Source organism: Caballeronia sp. ATUFL_M2_KS44, assembly GCF_023630965.1.
Classification (GTDB): Bacteria; Pseudomonadota; Gammaproteobacteria; order Burkholderiales; family Burkholderiaceae; genus Caballeronia; species Caballeronia concitans.
Genome location: NZ_JALQEA010000051.1, coordinates 371164 through 388731 on the forward strand (window position 1 = coordinate 371164; position 17568 = coordinate 388731).

A 17568-nucleotide genomic window follows, 5' to 3' on the forward strand; every position below is an offset into this window, starting at 1 on the left:
GGAGAGAGTCCTCATGAATGCATTCCTGCAGAACTTCCTGGATTGGCCGCTGCTCGTCGAATCGCTGCCGTCGCTGATCGGCACCGGTCTCGTCAACACGCTGATCCTGTCGGTGATCTCGACTGCGCTCGGCATCGTGGCAGGCATGGCGCTGGCGCTGTGCGCCGTATCGCATACGCGCTGGCTGACCTGGCCCGTGCGCGTCTTCGTGGATGTCTTCCGCGGCCTGCCCGCCGCGCTGGTCATCCTCGTGGTCGGGCAGGGGCTCGCGCCGGTCGGACTCTCGCTGTTCGGGCCGAATCCATATCCGCTTGCAATCGTCGCGCTGGCGCTCGTTTCGTCGGCGTATATCGCGGAGATTTTTCGCTCCGGCATTCAGAGCGTCGGACGCGGACAGATGTCGGCATGTCAGGCGCTCGGCATGACGTACTGGAGCGGCATGCGTCATGTGATCGTGCCGCAGGGCGTGCGGCGCATTCTGCCCGCGCTCGCGAATCAGTTCATTTCCATCGTCAAGGATTCGAGCCTCGTGTACTTTCTCGGGCTGCTCACTTCGCAGCGCGACCTGTTCACCATCGGGCAGAACGCGGCGGTCAACACGGCCAACCTGTCGCCGCTCGTCGCGGCAGGCGCCGTGTATCTGCTCATCACCGTGCCGCTCACGCACGCGATCAATCATCTGGACCGCTGGACCAACCGCTTCATCAATCCCGCCGCGCGCCAGCAGAAGACATCGCGCGCCGCACGCAACGTGCGCGCTGAAGAAGCGCTGCAATCGCAGACGGCGGCCGTGGCCGAGCGTCGTCCGTAACTCTCACTTCGACAAAGAAAACCATGGGTCCTAAAGTCGACACCGTCGCCGACGATATCAAGCTGCCCGAACGCGCCGATGTGGTCGTGATCGGCGGCGGCATCATCGGCGTATCGACGGCGCTTGCGCTGCATGAAAAAGGGCTGTCCGTCGCGTTGTGCGAGAAGGGGCATATCGCGGGCGAGCAGTCGAGCCGCAACTGGGGCTGGGTGCGCGTGACGAGGCGCGATCCCCGCGAATTCCTGCTCAGCATAGAAAGCCTCAAGATCTGGCGCACGCTCGACAAGAAGCTCGGCATCGACACGGGCTTCAACCAGTGCGGCATCCTGTATGTATCGAACGATGACGCCGTGCTCGAACGTCATCGTGACTGGTTGAAGCGCGCTCGCGAGATAGCCGGCGACGATGCCTTCGACACGCGCGAAGTGGACACGCATGACATCTCGCGGCTGCTGCCCGGCGCGACGCAGACGTGCAAGGGCGGCATCTTCACGCCGGGCGATGCGCGCGCGGAACCGCAAAAAGCCGCGCCCGCCATCGCCAATGCGCTGCGTCGCAAAGGCGTCAGCATTCTCACGCCGTGCGCGGTGCGCGGCATCGAGACGAGCGGCGGTCGCGCGAGCGCGGTCGTCACCGAACACGGAACGATTCGCTGCGATGCGGTGGTCGTGGCGGGCGGCGCATGGACGCGCTATTTCTGCGGCAATCTCGGCGTGGAACTGCCGCAACTGCTCACGCGTGCGTCCGTGCTGCGCACCGAGCCGCTCGAAGGCGGTCCCACATGCAGCGCCAATAACGAGGAATTCGCGTTTCGCAAGCGCGCGGACGGCGGCTACACGGTCGCGTATGGCATGCGCACGCACGCTGATCTCACGCCCGATTCCTTCCGCCTCTTCTTCAAATACATCGAAGCATTGAAGAGCCAGATGGGCGCGCTGCAGATTCACATCGGCAAGCGTTTCTTCGACGAACTCAAGCGGCCGCGCCGCTGGGCGCTGAACGAATCGACGGTTTTCGAGCATGTCCGCACGCTCGATCCGGACCCTGTGGTGCCCTACGTCGACAAAGGTCTCAAGGCCTTTACCGAAGCGTTTCCGCAGTTGTCGGGCGCGCGCATCGCGCAGCGTTGGGCCGGATATATCGACGTGACGCCGGACGCGATTCCCGTCATCTCCGGCGTGGCGCGCGTGCCGGGCATGTTCATCGGCACCGGGTTCTCGGGACACGGCTTCGGCATCGGTCCGGGCGCGGGCCGACTGATGGCCGACCTCGTGAACGGCGACGCACCGCTCGTCGATCCGCACGCGTTCCGTCTCGAGCGCTTCAGCGACGGCTCGAAGATCACCATCGACGCGGGCTTCTGATACGCGAGGGCATATGGATAAAGTGGCGATGGTGTCGGGCGCGAGCCGCGGCATCGGACGTGAGATTGCGCTGGAACTGGCGAGGCGCGGCTACAGGCTGTCGCTCGGTTTGCGCGATACGAGCACCTGCGATGGCGTGCCCGATGCATTCCTGCATCGCTACGAGGCGCGCGATCCCGACGCCGCCCGCGCATGGGTGGATGCGACGATCGCGCGCTTCGGCCGCATCGACGTGCTGGTGAGCTACGCGGGCATCTGCCGCATGATCGACTTCGATACCGGCACCGATGCGCTTCTGACCGAGACCTTCGAGATCAACGTGAACGCGCCTTTCCGGCTCGTGCAGGCGGCGCTGCCGCATCTGCGCCGCGCGGGAGCCGGACGCTTCGTGCAGCTTGCGTCGCTTTCCGGCAAGCGCGTGAAGAACCTGAACGTCGGCTATCAGATGTCGAAGCACGCGATGGTGGCGCTCACCCATGCGGTGCGCCGCGCGGGCTGGGACGATGGCGTGCGCGCGACCGCGGTATGTCCCGGCTTCGTGAATACCGACATGGCCGCCGGCATCGCCGATATCGAACCGATGGCGATGACGCAGCCGCAAGACCTGGCGCTTTTGGTGGCGAATACCATCGAGTTGCCGAATACGGCGAGCGTGGCGGAACTGCTCGTCAATTGCCGGTATGAGGAGACGTTATAGCGGGGGCTTTCGCTATATCGGGCGAAGACAAAGGCCGCGCTCATCGCACGGCCTTCTTCTCATCGCGGACGATGCAAGAGCGGATCAATGTCCGTCGTTGTCCCTGTCTCTGTCCCACGCGCGCAGCACCGACAGGTCGATTGCGTTCGCCATTGCAACGTAGCCGGCGTCGTTCGGATGCAGATGATCGCCGCTATCGTATTGCGCCTGCATCGAGATCGGGTGCGCGGGATCGCGAATCACGGCATCGAAATCCACGATGGCATCGAACTCGCGGCTATTGCGAATCCAGTTGTTGACGGCCTGCCGCACCGCTTCCTTCTGAGACGTGTAATAGCCTTCGTTCGGCGTACCCTGCAGTGCATTGCGGAACGGCGTGAGCGTGCCGCCCATGATGCGAATGCCCCGCAAATGCGTGCGCGCGATGATCTGCCTATAGCCGTCGATGATCCCTTCCGCCGTGGCCTGAGGCGCCGATGGATCGAGCGCCGTGCCCGGCCAGCCGATATCGTTGATGCCTTCCAGCATGATCACCCACTTGACGTTTTGCTGACTCAGTACGTCGCGGTCGTAGCGTGCAAGCGCGCTGATGCCGGCGCCATCGCTCAGCACTCTGTTCCCGCTGATCGCTTCGTTGAGAATGGCCGTGCCGTGGCGCGACTGTCCGCTGTTGAGCCGCTGCGAGAGATTATCCGGCCAGCGGCGATTCGCATCGACCGTCGAGGCGTAGCCATCCGTGATGGAATCGCCGAATGCGACGATGGCATCGGTGCGTCCACGCGTGTTGACGAGCACGCCCGACAGGTAGAAGCGGTTCGTGTACTTCTTCGGCGATGGCTGGTCGGGCGATGCCGTGTTGTCGCCGCTCGATACATAGGCGTTCTGCACCGCAAGCTGGTGGACGGTCTCGAGTTTCGTCGCCTGCGGCAGGAACAGGCTGATCGCGAGATTGGCGAACGGACCCACGGTGATATCCAAAGGATCACTAAGTATCGGTGCGCCGGCATAGAGCGTGACCGAGGTCTTGCCGCCGAAGGTCAGCGTTCTGTCCGTGTTCGGATAGATCTTCGATCCGCCCGCCGATACCGCGATATGCACGGGGCCAACGGTGACCGGCGACTGGCCGAACTCATTGGTCAGCCGCACGCGCACCTGATTGCCTCCGACGCTCGTGTGCACGATCTGCCGGATGGTGGTCGCGGCATCGAAGTTCTGCGGCGTCGTGGCGTTGTTGTTGCGGTCCGCGCTTGCGGTCCACGTCGATAGCCATCCATCGCTCGGATCGCGGTCTCCCTGATCGCGCGCGAAGGAAGCGGGCGCGGCGAGCAGCGCGGCAATCGCGAACAGCGGTGCGACGGCGCGCGCAAACAGCCTCGGTAGTGAACGGTTTCGCATTCGTGTTCTCCAGACTCGTTGTCGGTCGCGCCGGGAATCGGTCGGACACCGAATGAAAATATGGATGACGGACTTACTTCCACAAAGATCGTTTACCCGCATGCGATTGCCTGACGAACACGGGGCGGAAAATATGTCCTTGCAAGCGTGTGTCGAGCCACTCGAAAGAGAAGCCGCCTTCGCTTCAACCATATACACGAGTGAAAGCCTTGTAATTTTCATGCGGCGACGCAACGCGCTGCCCGATCCGGTAGGGATTACACCGTCCCTAGTACAAGCCCTAGTCCCTATTTAACCGGCCATTACCCGGCGCGTGGGCGCGCTCCTACACTTGGCAGCGAAAGGAGGAACGAACCCATGTCGAAACTGATTCACACGATGATCCGCGTGCGCGACCTCGACAAGTCGCTGGGCTTCTATCAGGACGCGTTGCAACTGGGCGTCGCGCATCGGCTGGACTTTCCGGACTTCACGCTCGCGTATCTGCGCAACGATGAAACCGCGACCGAACTCGAACTCACCTGGAACAAAGGGCGCAGCGAGCCTTATACGCACGGCGACGGTTACGGTCATATCGCCGTGAGCGTGGAGGATGCGAAGGCGGAACGCGAACGATTGATCGGTCTCGGCATGGAGCCGCTCGACCTGAAGGAATTCAAGGGCGACGATGGGCAACTCATCGCGCGCTTCTTCTTCATTCTTGACCCCGACGGATACAAGATCGAAGTGCTCGAGCGTCACGGGCATTACGAATAAAACACGCTAAAAAAGAGACGCCATACATAAGCTGGAGCGTTACCCCACAAGGAGAGAGACATGCGAGACACGATCATCCCGATCGTTGCGCCGGCTCGCGCGCACGACGGTCAGCACAGTCATGCCCAACCATCCGCGTCGCCGAGAATCGCACTGACGCGCCGCGAATTCCTGCGCGGGTCGGGCGTTCTCGTCGGGACGCTTGCGTTCACGTCGATATTCGCGAGCCTCGCGCCGAGCCGCGTATGGGCGCTGGAACTGCAGGGACTCGATACGCATCAGGGCGAAGTGCTGCTCGCGTTCACGAAGCAGGTCTTCCCGCACAAGACGCTCGACGATGCCGTGTATGCGCTCGCCGTGAAGGACATCGACGCGAAGGCCAAGGCCGATCCCGCAGTGCGCCAGCAAATCGCCGATGCCATCGCGAAGCTCGATGCAGGCGCCGGTTCCGACTGGAGCAAGCGCGCGCCCGATCAGCAGGCAAAGGACGTCGCGGCGCTCGCCGGCACGCCGTTCTTCGAGACGGTGCGAAGCACGGGTGTCGTTTCGCTCTACAGCAACGCGATGGCCTACGCGCACTTCGGATACGGCGCATCGCAGGGCGATGGCGGATATCTCTATCAAGGCTTCAATAACCTGTCGTGGCTGCCTGACCCGCCCGCTGGCGACAGCGGTCCGATCCCGAAAGATGGCTAAAGGCGCGACTCGCGCGGCATCGAACGGAAACGGACAACGGATGAGGGAGACACTCATGTACGCAGAGAACAAGGTGCAGTTCAGACACAGCGACGATCATGTCGTGGTGATCATCGGATCGGGCGCGGGCGGCGGCACGCTTGCCAACGAACTCGCGCAGAAGGGCATCGACGTGGTCGTGCTCGAAGCCGGCGCGATGCATACGCAAGGCGATTTTTCGACGGAAGAATGGAACGCGTTCAAGCAGCTCTCATGGCTCGACAAGCGCACGACATCGGGTACGTGGCGCGTCGCGAAGGACTTTCCGAATCTGCCCGCGTGGATCTGCAAGACGGTCGGCGGCACGACGGTGCACTGGGCGGGCGCGAGCCTGCGCATTCAGCCCTATGAATTCAAGGCCAAAAGCACGTATGGCGACATCAAGGACGCCAACCTGCTCGACTGGCCCGTGACGCGAGCGGAACTCGATCCGTACTACGATCGCGCCGAGAAGAAAATGGGCGTCACGCGCACCAACGGCTTGCCGGGCCTTCCCGGCAACAACAACTTCAAGGTAATGTCGGCAGGCGCGATGAAGGTCGGCTACAAGGAGTGCAACACGGGCCACATGGCGATCAACAGCACCGTGCGCGACGATCGCACGCACTGCTTTCAGCGCGGCTTCTGCTTTCAGGGCTGTCGCATGGGCGCGAAGTGGTCCACGCTCTACACCGAGATTCCGCGCGCGCAGACGACAGGCCGCATGGAACTGCGTCCGCAATCGCATGTGGTGAAGATCGAGCATGACGCGCGCGGCAAGGCAACAGGCGTCGTCTATTTCGACAAGGACGGCAAGATACAGCGGCAGAAGGCGCGCATCGTCGCGGTGGCGGGCAATTCGATCGAGACGCCGCGTCTCTTGCTCAACTCGAATTCGAGCAGGTTCCCCGATGGCCTCGCCAACGGTTCAGGGCAAGTGGGCCGCAACTACATGCGGCATACGACAGGCTCGGTGTACGGCGTGTTCAACGACAAGGTCGAGATGTTCAAGGGCACGACGATGGCGGGCATCATCGAAGACGAGGCGAAGTTCGACCCGAAGCGCGGCTTCGCGGGCGGCTATCACATGGAGACCATTTCGCTCGGCTTGCCGTTCTATGCCGCGTTCGTCGATCCGGGCGCGTGGGGTCCGAGCTTCACGCAGGTCATGGACGAATACGCGTACACGGCGGGCATGTGGATCGTCGGCGAGGACATGCCGCGCGAGAGCAATCGCATCACGCTGAATAGCGACGTCAAGGACCAGTACGGCATGCCGGTGCCGAACGTGCATTTCGACGATCATCCGAACGACGAAGCGATGCGCGCTCACGCCTACAAGCAGGGCAGCGCCGTGTACGAGGCGGCGGGCGCGAAGGCGACTTATATCGTGCCGCCGTATCCTTCGACGCACAATCTGGGCACGGCGCGCATGAGTGCGAAGGCCGAAGACGGCGTGTGCAATTCGCACGGTCAGACGCATGAAGTGGCGAACCTCTTCATTTCCGATGGCAGTCAGTTCACCACCGGCGCAGCCGAGAATCCGACGCTCACCATCGTCACGCTGGCGATACGGCAGGCGGATTACATCGCGCAGCAAATGAAGGCGCGGCGGGTGTAGGTTCGGCGTGCTCCGGACTATGCCCGATTGTTAGGAGCCGCATGTTGCGCTAGCTTTGAAAATCGACGCCGGGTCCGCGCGGGCCCGGCACCTGAACGCACGGAGACGACGCCATGTGTGGGGTTTATATCAACGCGGACCCGATTCTCTACGAATCGCGCACTCGTTCGCTGCGTATTCACGGCGTGATCACCACGGTCCGGCTCGAGAATCTGTTCTGGGACGTGCTGCAGGAAATTGCCGGTCTCGAGAATCTGACGACCAGTCAGTTTGCCGCGAAACTCTATGACGAACTCGTCGCGTTGCGCGGTGAGATGCCGACGAACTTCGCATCGTTTCTGCGCGTGTGCTGTCTGCGTTATCTTTCGATGCGTGAAGCAAAAAAGCCTGTCGCGAAGCCGGATGCGCGTGTCGCTTCGGCTTCGGCGGTCTCCTGCAGTGATTCCAATCTGCACGTGCTAAAGGCGGGATAAGCGTTGCGTGAATAGCTTCAGCTTGCGAAGCAGACGGACGCGCGTTCAATGCACTTTCGCAGTGGAAAATACATTGATGATGACCACGCCCACCACGATGAAGCCGAGACCGAGAACGGCAGGCGCGTCCAACCGCTGACGGAAGACGAAGAAGCTCACGGTTGAAATCAGAACGATGCCGAGTCCGCTCCATATCGCGTAAGCGAGTCCGACGGGAATCGTCTTTAGAACGATGGAGAGGAAGTAGAACGCGCCGAGATAACACGCGGCCATGGCGAATGTAGGCGCGAGTTTCGTGAACTGATCCGACTTCTGCAGGCAAGTCGTTCCCGCAATCTCAAGCAGGATCGCTACGAAGAGCGCTCCATATGCCGACATCTTTTCGTTGGTCATGGTAGCGGGAACGTGCTTGTCACACGCTCAGTGGTCCGCCAGATAGGCTTTCACCGCGGGCAGTCCCGGCTTTCCATCGAGCGTCGTCACACCGGCGAGCCAACTGTCGAGCACAGACGGATTCGCTTTCAGCCAGTCGAGCGTGGCCTTGTTCGGGTCTTCCTTGTCCATGATGTGAGTCATGATCTGATTCTCCATTGACGTGGTGAATCGCAGATTGGCGAATAGTTTCGCCGCATTCGGGCATCGCGCAGCGTAGTCGGTCGGCTGCACCGTGTACACCTTCGCTTCGCCATAATTCGGCCCGAAGACATCGTCGCCACCGGACAAATAATTGATCTTCATCCGCACGTTCATCGGATGAGGCTCCCAGCCGAGAAAGACAATCCACTCCTTGTTCTGCACCGCCCGATTCACCTGCACGAGCATTCCGGCTTCGCTCGATTCGACGAGCTTGAATTTGCCGAGGCCGAACTGATTCGTCTTGATCATCTTGTCGATCAGGCCATTCGCCTCGTTCCCCGGCTCGATGCCGTAGATCTTGTAATGCAGCTTGTCCGCATTCTTGGCGATGTCCGCAAAGCTACGGATGCCCGCCTGATAAACATAATCGGGAACGGCGAGCGTGTATTTGGCGCCAGTGAGATTGGGCGGATTCACCACCTTGATCGTTCCACCCTTGATGAACGGTTCGATGACCGGGTCCATGGAAGGCGACCAATAGCCGAGGAACGCGTCGATCTGTTTCGATTTCACGCCTGCAAACGTGATGGGTTCGGACGCGATCATCTTCGAAGGCGCATAGCCCAGGCCCTGCAAGACGTTGGTGGCCAGTCCCGTGGTCGCGGCGATGTCGGACCATCCGATGTCGGCCATGCGAATGGCGCGGCATGTCGCGGGGTCTGCCGCGTGCGCACTCACGACGAAGCTGCTGGCGATTGCAAGGGTACGTGCCGTCCAGGCCAAGATGTGTTTCATCGCTGCTCCAGATGAGTGAATTGATTCTGCGTGCTTGCCGTCTTGGCGGCAGAGGCGTCCGTTCGTCTGCCGGCACGGCCCGCGACGTAATAGGGCGTATCGGCTTTATCGAGCGCGTCGATGCCGCGAATGCGATCCGCGATCTTCTCCGCCAGCATGATCGTGGGCGCGTTGAGATTGCCTGTCGTGATCTGCGGCATGATCGACGCATCCACCACGCGCAACCCTTGCATGCCATGAACGCGGCCTTCGCCATCGACGACAGCCATATCGTCATAGCCCATCTTGCATGAGCACGACGGGTGATAAGCGGTCTCGGCTTTGGCGCGCACGAAGGCATCGAGTTCGGCATCGCTCGCTGCGTCGTCGCCGGGATGAAGCTCTTCTCCGCGATAGCGCGCGAGTGCGGGCTGCCGCATGATCTCGCGCGTGATGCGAATCGCGTCGCGGAACTCGCGCCAGTCCAAAGGATCGGCCATGTAGTTGAAGAGAATGCCGGGATGCGCGTTCGGATCGCGCGACTTGAGCTTCACGCGCCCGCGGCTCGGCGAACGCATCGATCCGACATGCGCCTGGAAGCCATGCATGTTTATCGCATTGGAGCCGTTGTAGTTGATCGCGACCGGCAGGAAGTGGTACTGGATGTTGGGCCAGAGATCGTCGTCGCGCGTGCGGATAAATCCGCCTGCCTCGAAGTGATTCGTCGCGCCGACTCCCGTCCCCTTCGTCAGCCATTCGAGACCGATGGCGGGCTGGTTCCACCACTGCAATGCAGGGTAGAGCGACACGGGTTCCTTGCACGCATACTGCATGTACATTTCGAGGTGATCCTGCAGGTTCTCGCCGACGCCCGGCAGATCGTGCACGACCGGAATCTCCAGTTCCTTCAGCCACGATGACCGTCCGACGCCCGAGCGCTGCAACAACTGAGGCGATGCAATCGCGCCCGAGCACACGAGCACTTCGCGCCGAACATGCGCGGTCGCGCGCTGGCCGCCTTCCAGATACGCGACGCCTACCGCGCGCTTGCCCGAGAACAGCACGCGGTCGGCGGTGGCGTGCGTCACGATCGTCAGATTCGCACGATGCCTCGCGCGGTCCAGATAGCCGCGCGCCGTGCTCGCACGCCGTCCGTTCGCGGTGACCGTGCGGTCCATCGGGCCGAAGCCTTCTTGCCGATAACCGTTGAGATCGTCTGTGCGCGGATAGCCTGCCTGCACGCCCGCCTCGACCATCGCGGCGAAGAGGGGATTGTTTCCCGGCTTGCTCGTCGTTACATGAACGGGGCCATCGCCGCCGTGATATTCGTTCGGTCCGATATCGCGCGTCTCCGCCTTGCGGAAATACGGCAGGCAATCGAGGTAGCTCCAGTTTTCGAGTCCCGGCATCGATGCCCAGTTGTCATAGTCGAGCGCATTGCCGCGTATGTAGCACATGCCGTTGATCAGCGACGATCCACCCAGCCCCTTGCCGCGCCCGCATTCCATGCGGCGATTGTTCATGTGCGGCTCGGGCTCGGTTTCATAGGCCCAGTTATAGCGGCGTCCTTGCAGCGGATACGCGAGCGCCGCCGGCATCTGCGTGCGAAAGTCGAAGCGATAGTCCGGGCCGCCCGCTTCGAGCAGCAGCACGGTCACGTCTTCGTCTTCGGTCAGGCGCGACGCGAGCACATTGCCCGCCGATCCCGCACCGACGATGATGTAGTCGTATTCCTTCGCGCTCATCGAAAAGCTCCTTAAAACACGGCTCGATACGGTCCGAGTTCGACCTGCACCGACTTGATGCGCGTATAGGCGTTCAAGGTCACGATGCCGTTCTCGCGGCCGATGCCCGACTGCTTGTATCCGCCCACAGGCATCTCGGCCGGCGACTCGCCCCATGTATTGATCCAACAGATGCCCGCGTCCAGCCGATGAATCACGCGATGCGCACGCGACAGGTTCTCGCTCACGACGCCCGCCGCGAGACCATAGGCGGTATCGTTGGCGCGAGCGATGGCCTCGTCTTCGTCGTCGAAAACGAGCAGGCACATGACGGGGCCGAAGATCTCTTCGCGCACGATGCGCATGTCGTCGCGGCAATCCGCGAACACGGTCGGCTCGACGTAATGGCCGCGCGCGAATGCGCCATCGGTCAGGCGCGCGCCGCCCGCGACGAGTCGCGCGCCTTCGCGCTTGCCGCTGTCGATATACGCAAGCACCTTCTGCAATTGCACCGCGCTGGCGAGCGGGCCGAAGTTCGTGTCGGGATCGTCGGGCGCGCCGATGCGAATGCGCTTCACGCGCTCGTCAATCAAGGCTTCGAACGCTTCGATGACACCGCGCTGAACGAACACGCGCGTGCCGTTCGTGCATACCTGGCCCGAGCTGAAGAAGTTCGCGCTCATCGCGATATCGGCGGCGCGTTCGAGGTTCGAATCGTCGAACACGATGAGCGGCGACTTGCCGCCGAGTTCCATCGTCACTTCCTTGAGCGTCGATCCACCCGCGCACGCCATCACCTTCTTGCCCGTTTCGACGCCGCCCGTGAACGATATCTTGTCGATGCCGGGATGCGTGGCGAGCATGGCGCCGACGCGGGCATCGCCCTGCACGACGTTGAAGACGCCTCGCGGAACGCCCGCTTCGACATAGATCTCCGCGAGCTTGAGCGCGCTCAACGGCGTGATCTCGCTCGGCTTGAAGATCATGGCGTTGCCGGCCGCGAGCGCGGGCGCGGACTTCCAGCATGCAATCTGAATGGGATAGTTCCATGCGCCGATGCCCGCGCACACGCCGATCGGTTCGCGCCGCGTATAGACGAACGACGATTCGCGCAGCGGTATCTGCTCGCCTTCGATGGCGGTCGCGAGGCCCGCGTAGTACTCGATGACATCCGCGCCCGTGACGATATCGACGGCGCGCGTTTCCGCAATCGGCTTGCCGGTATCGAGCGTTTCGAGCGCGGCGAGTTCGTCGTTACGCGCGCGCAGCAGGTCCACCGCGCGGCGCAGGATGCGCGAGCGCTGCATCGCGGTCATCGCGGCCCACTCGCGCTGGCCCGCTCGCGCGGCTCGAACCGCGCGGTCGATATCCGCCTGCGACGCCTGCTGCACGCGTGCGAGCGTTTCGCCCGAAGCGGGGTTGAGCGTGTTGAAGGTTTCGCCGCTGGTCGCATCGACATATTCACCGCCGATATGAAGCCGTTGCTCTTCGAATGCGGGCATGGCTGTCTCCCCAGTGTGTATGAATGCGATCAGTTTTGCGGCTGAATCATCAGGTCGATGTAGTCGTATGAGACGCGCAATGCGGTCTTCGTATCGAAAGGTCCGCCTGCAAGCGCGCCGCGCAACCAGAGGCCGTCGATCAATGCAGCGAGTCCCGTCGCGGCACGGCGCGCAGCGGCGCGGCTCAGCACGCGCGAGAATTCGGCGCAGAGATTCGAGTAGAGACGACGCGTGTTCACATACTGCAAACGCCGCAGGCTGTCTTTGTGCATGCTTTCCGACCAGAACGCGAGCCACGTTTTCATGACCGGCCCGTTGACCTGCTCGACATCGAAGTTCGCCGCAACGACCGCGCGCAGCTTCGAACGCGGATCGGCCTTCGCGGACCTGCGCCTGCGCGACGTGCCCTGCCACAGCGACCGCAACACGTGCCGCATGGTGGCTTCGAGCAGACCGTCCTTGTCGCCGAAGTAATGGCTCACGATGCCCGTGGAAATGCTCGCGCGCTGCGCCACTGACGCGAGCGTGGCTCCATTCAGTCCGACCTCGTCGATGGTGAGCAAGGTGGCATCGATGAGCTGTGCGCGGCGCACTTCCCGCATTCCGACTTTTGGCATGACCTTCGCCTTTGCAAATGACGCAGCAGACGAATCCATGTGCGGACCGTCCGCATGCGCGATGGGTTTCGAGCATTCGAGGCCATGCTACGGTTTTTATATTGAACGGTCAATCAATAAAAATCAGGCGATACCCTTGATGTGAGCCTCATGGTTAGCATGCCTATGGTCGAGATGAATCGACAGTCGCACGTAGGCAGATTTGTGTCGCAATCAGTCGAGCCGTCGCGTATATGGCAACTTACTTTTACGTGTCGGCCCACAACAAGAGGACACGCTGATGCACAAGAAACCATACGCCCCACGACGCCTGTCCTTCATGACAGCGTTTGCGCTCGCCGCAGCCATTGCACCGGGAACGTCGCACGCACAAAGCAGCGTGACGCTCTACGGCATTCTCGATGCAGGCATTACCTATGTGAACAACAGCGGCGGTTCGCACGTCTTCAAGTTCGATGACGGCATCTCCTACGGCAACCGTATCGGCTTTCGTGGGACGGAAGATCTGGGCGGTGGTTTGCAGGCGGTATTCGTGCTGGAATCGGGCTTCCATCTCGGCACGGGAAGCTACGCGTTCGGCGGCGCGGAGTTCGGACGTCAGGCCTACGTCGGCCTGAAAAGCAATGAGTGGGGCCAGGTATCGTTCGGCAATCAACTCGATATGACCGAAGAGTTCGTGTATCTGTACAACATCTCCGCGTGGGCGAGCGGCTATGCGATTCATCAGGGCGACTTCGACCGCATGAACGGCGACCGCTTGCCGAATTCGGTCAAGTTCCTGTCGAGGGACTATGGCGGCTTCACGTTCGGCGGCATGTATTCGTTCGGCAACGTAGCGGGCAATTTCCATCGCAACAGCGCGTGGAGCGTGGGCGGGCACTATTCGGCGAATACCTTCAACCTCGGCATCGCCTATACGCAACTGAACAATCCGAATGGCATCTATGCGTTCGATCCTTACGCGATGATCGGCGCTCACACTTTCCTCGGGCAGCCGACGGTCACCATCGATCCGGTCACGGGCGCGCGCACCGATCTCTATGCCACCAACGCGTTCCCCACCGACAAGCAGGGCGCGCTGGCCGTCGGCGGCGCGTGGACCCTCGGCAATCTGATGCTGTCGGGCAATTTCACGTGGACGAGCATCAAGGGACTGGGCGTGACTTCGTACATGAAAGTGTATGAGGCAGGCGCGTCCTACAACTTCAGGCCGGACATCGCGCTCTATGGCGGCTATCAGCACACGCGCTTCGAAGGCAATCACTGGAATCAGGGATCGCTCGGGCTGCACTATCTGTTATCGAAGCGCACCGACGTCTACATCTCCGGCGATTATCTGCGTGCGTCAGGTCCCGTCGATGCGGTCATCGGCTATAGCTTCACGCCCTCGACATCGAACACGCAGGCCGATGTCCGCGTCGGCATGCGGCATTCGTTCTAGCGATCATGCAGCCCGCGCGGTGACCACGGCGCGCAACGCGCTGCGGTCCTGTCGCGGACTCGCATTGAAGCGCGCGCGATACGTCCTCGAAAAGTGCGAAGGCGATTCGAAGCCGCACGCGACGCAGACCGCGAGAATGGACATGTCGGTTTGCTGAAGCAGTTCGCGCGCGCGCGTGAGCCGCAAGCCCAGATAGAAATGCGTCGGCGTGTCCTTCAGCGCCGAGCAGAATAATCGTTCGAGCTGACGCCGCGTGACGCCGATCGATTCGGCAAGCGCATCCGGCGCCAGCGGTTCCTCCATGTGCTGCTCCATCACGCCGATGACCTGAATCAGCTTGCGATTGTGGATGCCATAACGCGCCGCGATCTTCATGCGCTGATGGTCGCTGCGCTGACGGATGCGCCCGAGCACGAACTGCTCCGACACTTGCGCGGCAAGCTCCGCGCCGTGATCGCGCGCGATGATGTCCAGCATCATGTCGATGGACGCCGTGCCGCCCGCACACGTGATGCGCCGCGCGTCGATCTCGAACAGCTCCTGGCTCGTTTCTATCGACGGATACCGTTCCGAGAACGCGGCCAGTGCCTCCCAGTGCAAGGTCGCGCGCTTGCCTACGAGCAGACCCGCCTCGGCGAGAATGAAGCTGCCGGTGTCGATGCCGCCGAGCGTCGCGCCCGCGCGATCCAGCCGCCGCAACCACTCGCCGATGCCGCGCGTATACCGTGCAAGCGGCTCGAATCCCGACACGACGATGACCGTGCGCGCATCGGCTGCATCGCCGATCGAACAGTCCGCGTTCAGCGAAATGCCGTTGCTCGCGATGACCGGCCCGCCATCGACCGACAGAATGTGCCAGCGGTAAAGCTCGCCCCGGAAGCGATTCGCGACGCGCAAAGGCTCGATCGCCGACATGAAGCCGATCGACGAGAACTGGGGCAGAACGAGGAAGTGGAAGTCTTGAGGGACGGGCATCGAAGGAATGGGCACCAGGCGGCGATGCTGCACGGTAGCAAGCGCAAAAACAGTGCGCAATCGGGCATGCCCCTGAAAACCCTGACGTCGCTGGCAGTCAACTCGCAGTCGCAATCGGTCGTTCGGGTGTTTTAATGCGGCGGTACTTTCTACTCACGTTCTTTCGACGGTCACCCACCATGAAACTTCGCCTGCTCTCGATTTTCGTTGCATCGGTCTGCGCGGTCAGCGCCGCTTACGCCGACGAAGACGCGTCCTGCCGCACCGTGCGTTTCGTCGATATCGGCTGGACCGACATCACCTCGACGACCGCGCTCGCGTCCGTCCTCTTCGAAGGGCTCGGCTATACGCCGCGCACGACGGTGGCTTCGGTGCCCATTTCGCTCGCGGGCCTGAAGAGCAAGCAGATCGATGTCTCGCTCGGCTACTGGTGGCCGGTGCAGGAAAAAGCGGTGCAGCCGTTTCTCGATGCGAAGAGCATCGACAAGATCGAGCCGCCGAATCTTTCGGGCGCGAAGGCGACGCTCGCCGTGCCGGCCTATGCATACGACGCCGGCATCAAGACATTCGCGGACATCGCGAAGCACAGGGACGAACTTGGCGCCACGATCTACGGCATCGAGCCGGGCAGCAGTGCCAACGCGAAGATTCAGAAAATGATCGACACGAATCAGTTCGGTCTCGGCGGTTTCAAGCTGGTGCAGTCGAGCGAGGCGGGCATGCTGGTGACGGTCGAGCGCGCGATTCGCGAGAAGAAGCCGGTGGTGTTCCTCGCGTGGGAACCGCATCCGATGAACATCCAGATGAAGATCAACTATCTGTCCGGCGGCGACGACGTATTCGGTCCCAACTATGGCGAAGCGCGCGTCTACACGCTGACGAACCCGGACTTTCTCACGCGCTGCCCGAATGCGGGCAAGCTGGTCAGGAACCTGCACTTCACGACCGACCTCGAGAACCGCCTCATGCAGCCGGTGATGAACAAGGAGCGCCCGGCCGAAGCCGCGAAGGCTTATCTGAAGGGCAATCCGCAATTGCTCGATTCATGGCTTGCGGGCGTGAAGACCGTCGATGGAAAGGACGGCCTGCCCGCCGTCAAGCAGTATCTCGGACTCTGAATGCTCAGAATGGCCGGACCGGTGATGCGTTTACCGGCTTAACAAACGATTAGCTATCCAAATCAAATCATGAACTACGACGTCATCGTGACTTGTGCTGTCACCGGCGCGGGCGACACTACCTCCCGCCATCCCGCGATTCCCGTCACGCCGAAGCAGATCGCGGAGGCTGCGATCGAAGCGGCGCGCGCGGGCGCGACCGTCGCGCATTGTCACGTGCGCGATCCGCGCACCGGACGCGGCAGCCGCGATCCCGCGCTTTATCGCGAAGTGGTGGATCGCATTCGCTCATCGGATGTCGATGTCATCATCAATCTGACGGCCGGCATGGGCGGCGATCTGGAGATTGGCGCAGGCGAAGAGCCGATGCGCTTCGGCAAGGGGACCGATCTCGTCGGCGGCCTCACGCGTCTTGCTCATGTCGAAGACTTGCTTCCCGAGATCTGCACGCTCGATTGCGGCACGCTCAATTTCGGCGATGGCGACTACATCTACGTATCGACGCCCGCGCAGTTGCGAGCGGGTGCGAAGCGCATTCAGGAACTCGGCGTCAAGCCCGAACTGGAGATATTCGACACGGGCCATCTCTGGTTCGCGAATCAGTTGCTGAAAGAAGGCCTGCTCGATGCGCCGCCGCTCTTTCAGCTTTGCATGGGCATTCCGTGGGGTGCGCCGCCGGACACGGGCACGATGAAAGCCATGGTCGACAACCTGCCGCCCGGCGCGCATTGGGCGGGCTTCGGCATTGGCCGGATGCAGATGCCGATGGTCGCGCAGGCGATGCTGCTCGGCGGCCATGTGCGCGTGGGACTCGAAGACAACCTGTGGCTCGATCGCGGCGTGCATGCGAGCAACGGAACGCTGGTGCAGCGCGCCATCGAGATCATCGAACGGCTGGGCGGCCGCGCGCTCACGCCCGCCGAAGGACGCACTAAGCTCGGCTTGCCGCCGCGCGGCGAACGTCCGCTGGAAAAGCGTGCAGTCGAGCAATTCGCCTGAGTGCGAGAGGA

General features: G+C 62.0%; 16 protein-coding genes and 1 pseudogene. 10 read left to right on the plus strand and 7 right to left on the minus strand.

Going from position 1 to position 17568, the window contains the following annotated elements; all coding sequences use genetic code 11:
* Positions 1 to 13: 13 nt before the first annotated feature.
* Genes NCR39_RS22415 through NCR39_RS22425 form a run of 3 tightly spaced genes read left to right on the plus strand, consistent with a single transcriptional unit; the run spans position 14 to position 2872 of the window.
* On the plus strand, positions 14 to 811 hold the full coding sequence (locus NCR39_RS22415) for an amino acid ABC transporter permease (protein WP_250454259.1): 798 nt from the start codon (positions 14 to 16) through the stop codon (positions 809 to 811).
* Positions 812 to 834: 23 nt separating this feature from the next.
* Positions 835 to 2175 (plus strand): NAD(P)/FAD-dependent oxidoreductase, encoded by a 1341-nt coding sequence (locus NCR39_RS22420; RefSeq protein ID WP_250454260.1) that lies wholly within the window; start codon positions 835 to 837, stop codon positions 2173 to 2175.
* A 13-nt stretch (positions 2176 to 2188) separates the two neighbouring features.
* The gene (locus tag NCR39_RS22425; protein ID WP_250454261.1) at positions 2189 to 2872 is read left to right on the plus strand and encodes an SDR family NAD(P)-dependent oxidoreductase; all 684 of its coding nucleotides are present in this window, start codon (positions 2189 to 2191) and stop codon (positions 2870 to 2872) included.
* A gap of 84 nt (positions 2873 to 2956) precedes the next feature.
* Here NCR39_RS22425 and NCR39_RS22430 read toward each other — a convergent pair whose 3' ends face one another.
* The gene (locus tag NCR39_RS22430) at positions 2957 to 4267 is read right to left on the minus strand and encodes an SGNH/GDSL hydrolase family protein (RefSeq protein ID WP_250454262.1); all 1311 of its coding nucleotides are present in this window, start codon (positions 4265 to 4267) and stop codon (positions 2957 to 2959) included.
* Between the two features lie 357 nt (positions 4268 to 4624).
* Here NCR39_RS22430 and NCR39_RS22435 point away from each other — a divergent pair, with 357 nt between their 5' ends.
* The 4 genes from NCR39_RS22435 to NCR39_RS22450 all read left to right on the plus strand — a co-directional run bounded on the left by NCR39_RS22435 (position 4625) and on the right by NCR39_RS22450 (position 7831).
* Positions 4625 to 5023 (plus strand): VOC family protein, encoded by a 399-nt coding sequence (locus NCR39_RS22435; protein ID WP_250454263.1) that lies wholly within the window; start codon positions 4625 to 4627, stop codon positions 5021 to 5023.
* Between the two features lie 60 nt (positions 5024 to 5083).
* Positions 5084 to 5719 carry a twin-arginine translocation signal domain-containing protein gene (locus tag NCR39_RS22440; protein ID WP_250454264.1) on the plus strand — a complete coding sequence of 212 codons (636 nt, stop codon included), beginning with the start codon at positions 5084 to 5086 and terminating at the stop codon, positions 5717 to 5719.
* 55 nt (positions 5720 to 5774) lie between these two features.
* Positions 5775 to 7358, plus strand: coding sequence for a GMC family oxidoreductase (locus tag NCR39_RS22445; protein ID WP_250454265.1), 1584 nt, complete (start codon positions 5775 to 5777; stop codon positions 7356 to 7358).
* Between the two features lie 113 nt (positions 7359 to 7471).
* On the plus strand, positions 7472 to 7831 hold the full coding sequence (locus tag NCR39_RS22450) for a ribbon-helix-helix domain-containing protein (protein ID WP_250454266.1): 360 nt from the start codon (positions 7472 to 7474) through the stop codon (positions 7829 to 7831).
* A gap of 45 nt (positions 7832 to 7876) precedes the next feature.
* On the opposite strand, the pseudogene NCR39_RS22455 reads toward NCR39_RS22450, so the two are convergent.
* The 5 genes and pseudogenes from NCR39_RS22455 to betI all read right to left on the minus strand — a co-directional run.
* A pseudogene (locus NCR39_RS22455) lies at positions 7877 to 8230 on the minus strand (DMT family transporter); the annotation flags it as partial.
* Between the two features lie 21 nt (positions 8231 to 8251).
* Positions 8252 to 9202 carry a choline ABC transporter substrate-binding protein gene (locus tag NCR39_RS22460; RefSeq protein WP_250454268.1) on the minus strand — a complete coding sequence of 317 codons (951 nt, stop codon included), beginning with the start codon at positions 9200 to 9202 and terminating at the stop codon, positions 8252 to 8254.
* Positions 9199 to 10926 carry a choline dehydrogenase gene (gene betA, locus NCR39_RS22465; protein WP_250454269.1) on the minus strand — a complete coding sequence of 576 codons (1728 nt, stop codon included), beginning with the start codon at positions 10924 to 10926 and terminating at the stop codon, positions 9199 to 9201. Before betA ends, NCR39_RS22460 begins: the two co-directional genes overlap by 4 nt.
* A gap of 11 nt (positions 10927 to 10937) precedes the next feature.
* Complete coding sequence (gene betB, locus NCR39_RS22470; RefSeq protein ID WP_250454270.1) at positions 10938 to 12407, minus strand: betaine-aldehyde dehydrogenase; 1470 nt, start codon at positions 12405 to 12407, stop codon at positions 10938 to 10940.
* Positions 12408 to 12436: 29 nt separating this feature from the next.
* The gene (gene betI / locus NCR39_RS22475; RefSeq protein WP_250454271.1) at positions 12437 to 13024 is read right to left on the minus strand and encodes a transcriptional regulator BetI; all 588 of its coding nucleotides are present in this window, start codon (positions 13022 to 13024) and stop codon (positions 12437 to 12439) included.
* Positions 13025 to 13343: 319 nt separating this feature from the next.
* On the opposite strand from betI, the gene NCR39_RS22480 reads away from it, so the two are divergent.
* Positions 13344 to 14465 carry a porin gene (locus NCR39_RS22480; protein WP_250454272.1) on the plus strand — a complete coding sequence of 374 codons (1122 nt, stop codon included), beginning with the start codon at positions 13344 to 13346 and terminating at the stop codon, positions 14463 to 14465.
* Positions 14466 to 14468: 3 nt separating this feature from the next.
* On the opposite strand, the gene NCR39_RS22485 is transcribed toward NCR39_RS22480, so the two are convergent.
* The gene (locus NCR39_RS22485) at positions 14469 to 15440 is read right to left on the minus strand and encodes a GlxA family transcriptional regulator (RefSeq protein WP_250454273.1); all 972 of its coding nucleotides are present in this window, start codon (positions 15438 to 15440) and stop codon (positions 14469 to 14471) included.
* Positions 15441 to 15619: 179 nt separating this feature from the next.
* Between NCR39_RS22485 and NCR39_RS22490 the strand changes: the two genes are divergently transcribed.
* Both NCR39_RS22490 and cdhC read left to right on the plus strand, forming a co-directional pair.
* On the plus strand, positions 15620 to 16558 hold the full coding sequence (locus NCR39_RS22490; protein ID WP_250454274.1) for a choline ABC transporter substrate-binding protein: 939 nt from the start codon (positions 15620 to 15622) through the stop codon (positions 16556 to 16558).
* Between the two features lie 69 nt (positions 16559 to 16627).
* Positions 16628 to 17557, plus strand: coding sequence for a 3-dehydrocarnitine:acetyl-CoA trimethylamine transferase CdhC (gene cdhC / locus NCR39_RS22495; protein WP_250454275.1), 930 nt, complete (start codon positions 16628 to 16630; stop codon positions 17555 to 17557).
* The last annotated feature ends 11 nt before the right edge of the window (positions 17558 to 17568 follow it).

What these genes read in the sequence shown, in the direction of transcription:
- NCR39_RS22415 (WP_250454259.1), top strand. Translation starts at nt 14, where the DNA reads ATGAATGCATTCCTGCAGAACTTCCTGGATTGGCCGCTGCTCGTCGAA.
- NCR39_RS22420 (WP_250454260.1), top strand. Translation starts at nt 835, where the DNA reads ATGGGTCCTAAAGTCGACACCGTCGCCGACGATATCAAGCTGCCCGAA.
- NCR39_RS22425 (WP_250454261.1), top strand. Translation starts at nt 2,189, where the DNA reads ATGGATAAAGTGGCGATGGTGTCGGGCGCGAGCCGCGGCATCGGACGT.
- NCR39_RS22430 (WP_250454262.1), bottom strand. Translation starts at nt 4,267, where the DNA reads ATGCGAAACCGTTCACTACCGAGGCTGTTTGCGCGCGCCGTCGCACCG.
- NCR39_RS22435 (WP_250454263.1), top strand. Translation starts at nt 4,625, where the DNA reads ATGTCGAAACTGATTCACACGATGATCCGCGTGCGCGACCTCGACAAG.
- NCR39_RS22440 (WP_250454264.1), top strand. Translation starts at nt 5,084, where the DNA reads ATGCGAGACACGATCATCCCGATCGTTGCGCCGGCTCGCGCGCACGAC.
- NCR39_RS22445 (WP_250454265.1), top strand. Translation starts at nt 5,775, where the DNA reads ATGTACGCAGAGAACAAGGTGCAGTTCAGACACAGCGACGATCATGTC.
- NCR39_RS22450 (WP_250454266.1), top strand. Translation starts at nt 7,472, where the DNA reads ATGTGTGGGGTTTATATCAACGCGGACCCGATTCTCTACGAATCGCGC.
- NCR39_RS22460 (WP_250454268.1), bottom strand. Translation starts at nt 9,202, where the DNA reads ATGAAACACATCTTGGCCTGGACGGCACGTACCCTTGCAATCGCCAGC.
- betA (WP_250454269.1), bottom strand. Translation starts at nt 10,926, where the DNA reads ATGAGCGCGAAGGAATACGACTACATCATCGTCGGTGCGGGATCGGCG.
- betB (WP_250454270.1), bottom strand. Translation starts at nt 12,407, where the DNA reads ATGCCCGCATTCGAAGAGCAACGGCTTCATATCGGCGGTGAATATGTC.
- betI (WP_250454271.1), bottom strand. Translation starts at nt 13,024, where the DNA reads ATGCCAAAAGTCGGAATGCGGGAAGTGCGCCGCGCACAGCTCATCGAT.
- NCR39_RS22480 (WP_250454272.1), top strand. Translation starts at nt 13,344, where the DNA reads ATGACAGCGTTTGCGCTCGCCGCAGCCATTGCACCGGGAACGTCGCAC.
- NCR39_RS22485 (WP_250454273.1), bottom strand. Translation starts at nt 15,440, where the DNA reads ATGCCCGTCCCTCAAGACTTCCACTTCCTCGTTCTGCCCCAGTTCTCG.
- NCR39_RS22490 (WP_250454274.1), top strand. Translation starts at nt 15,620, where the DNA reads ATGAAACTTCGCCTGCTCTCGATTTTCGTTGCATCGGTCTGCGCGGTC.
- cdhC (WP_250454275.1), top strand. Translation starts at nt 16,628, where the DNA reads ATGAACTACGACGTCATCGTGACTTGTGCTGTCACCGGCGCGGGCGAC.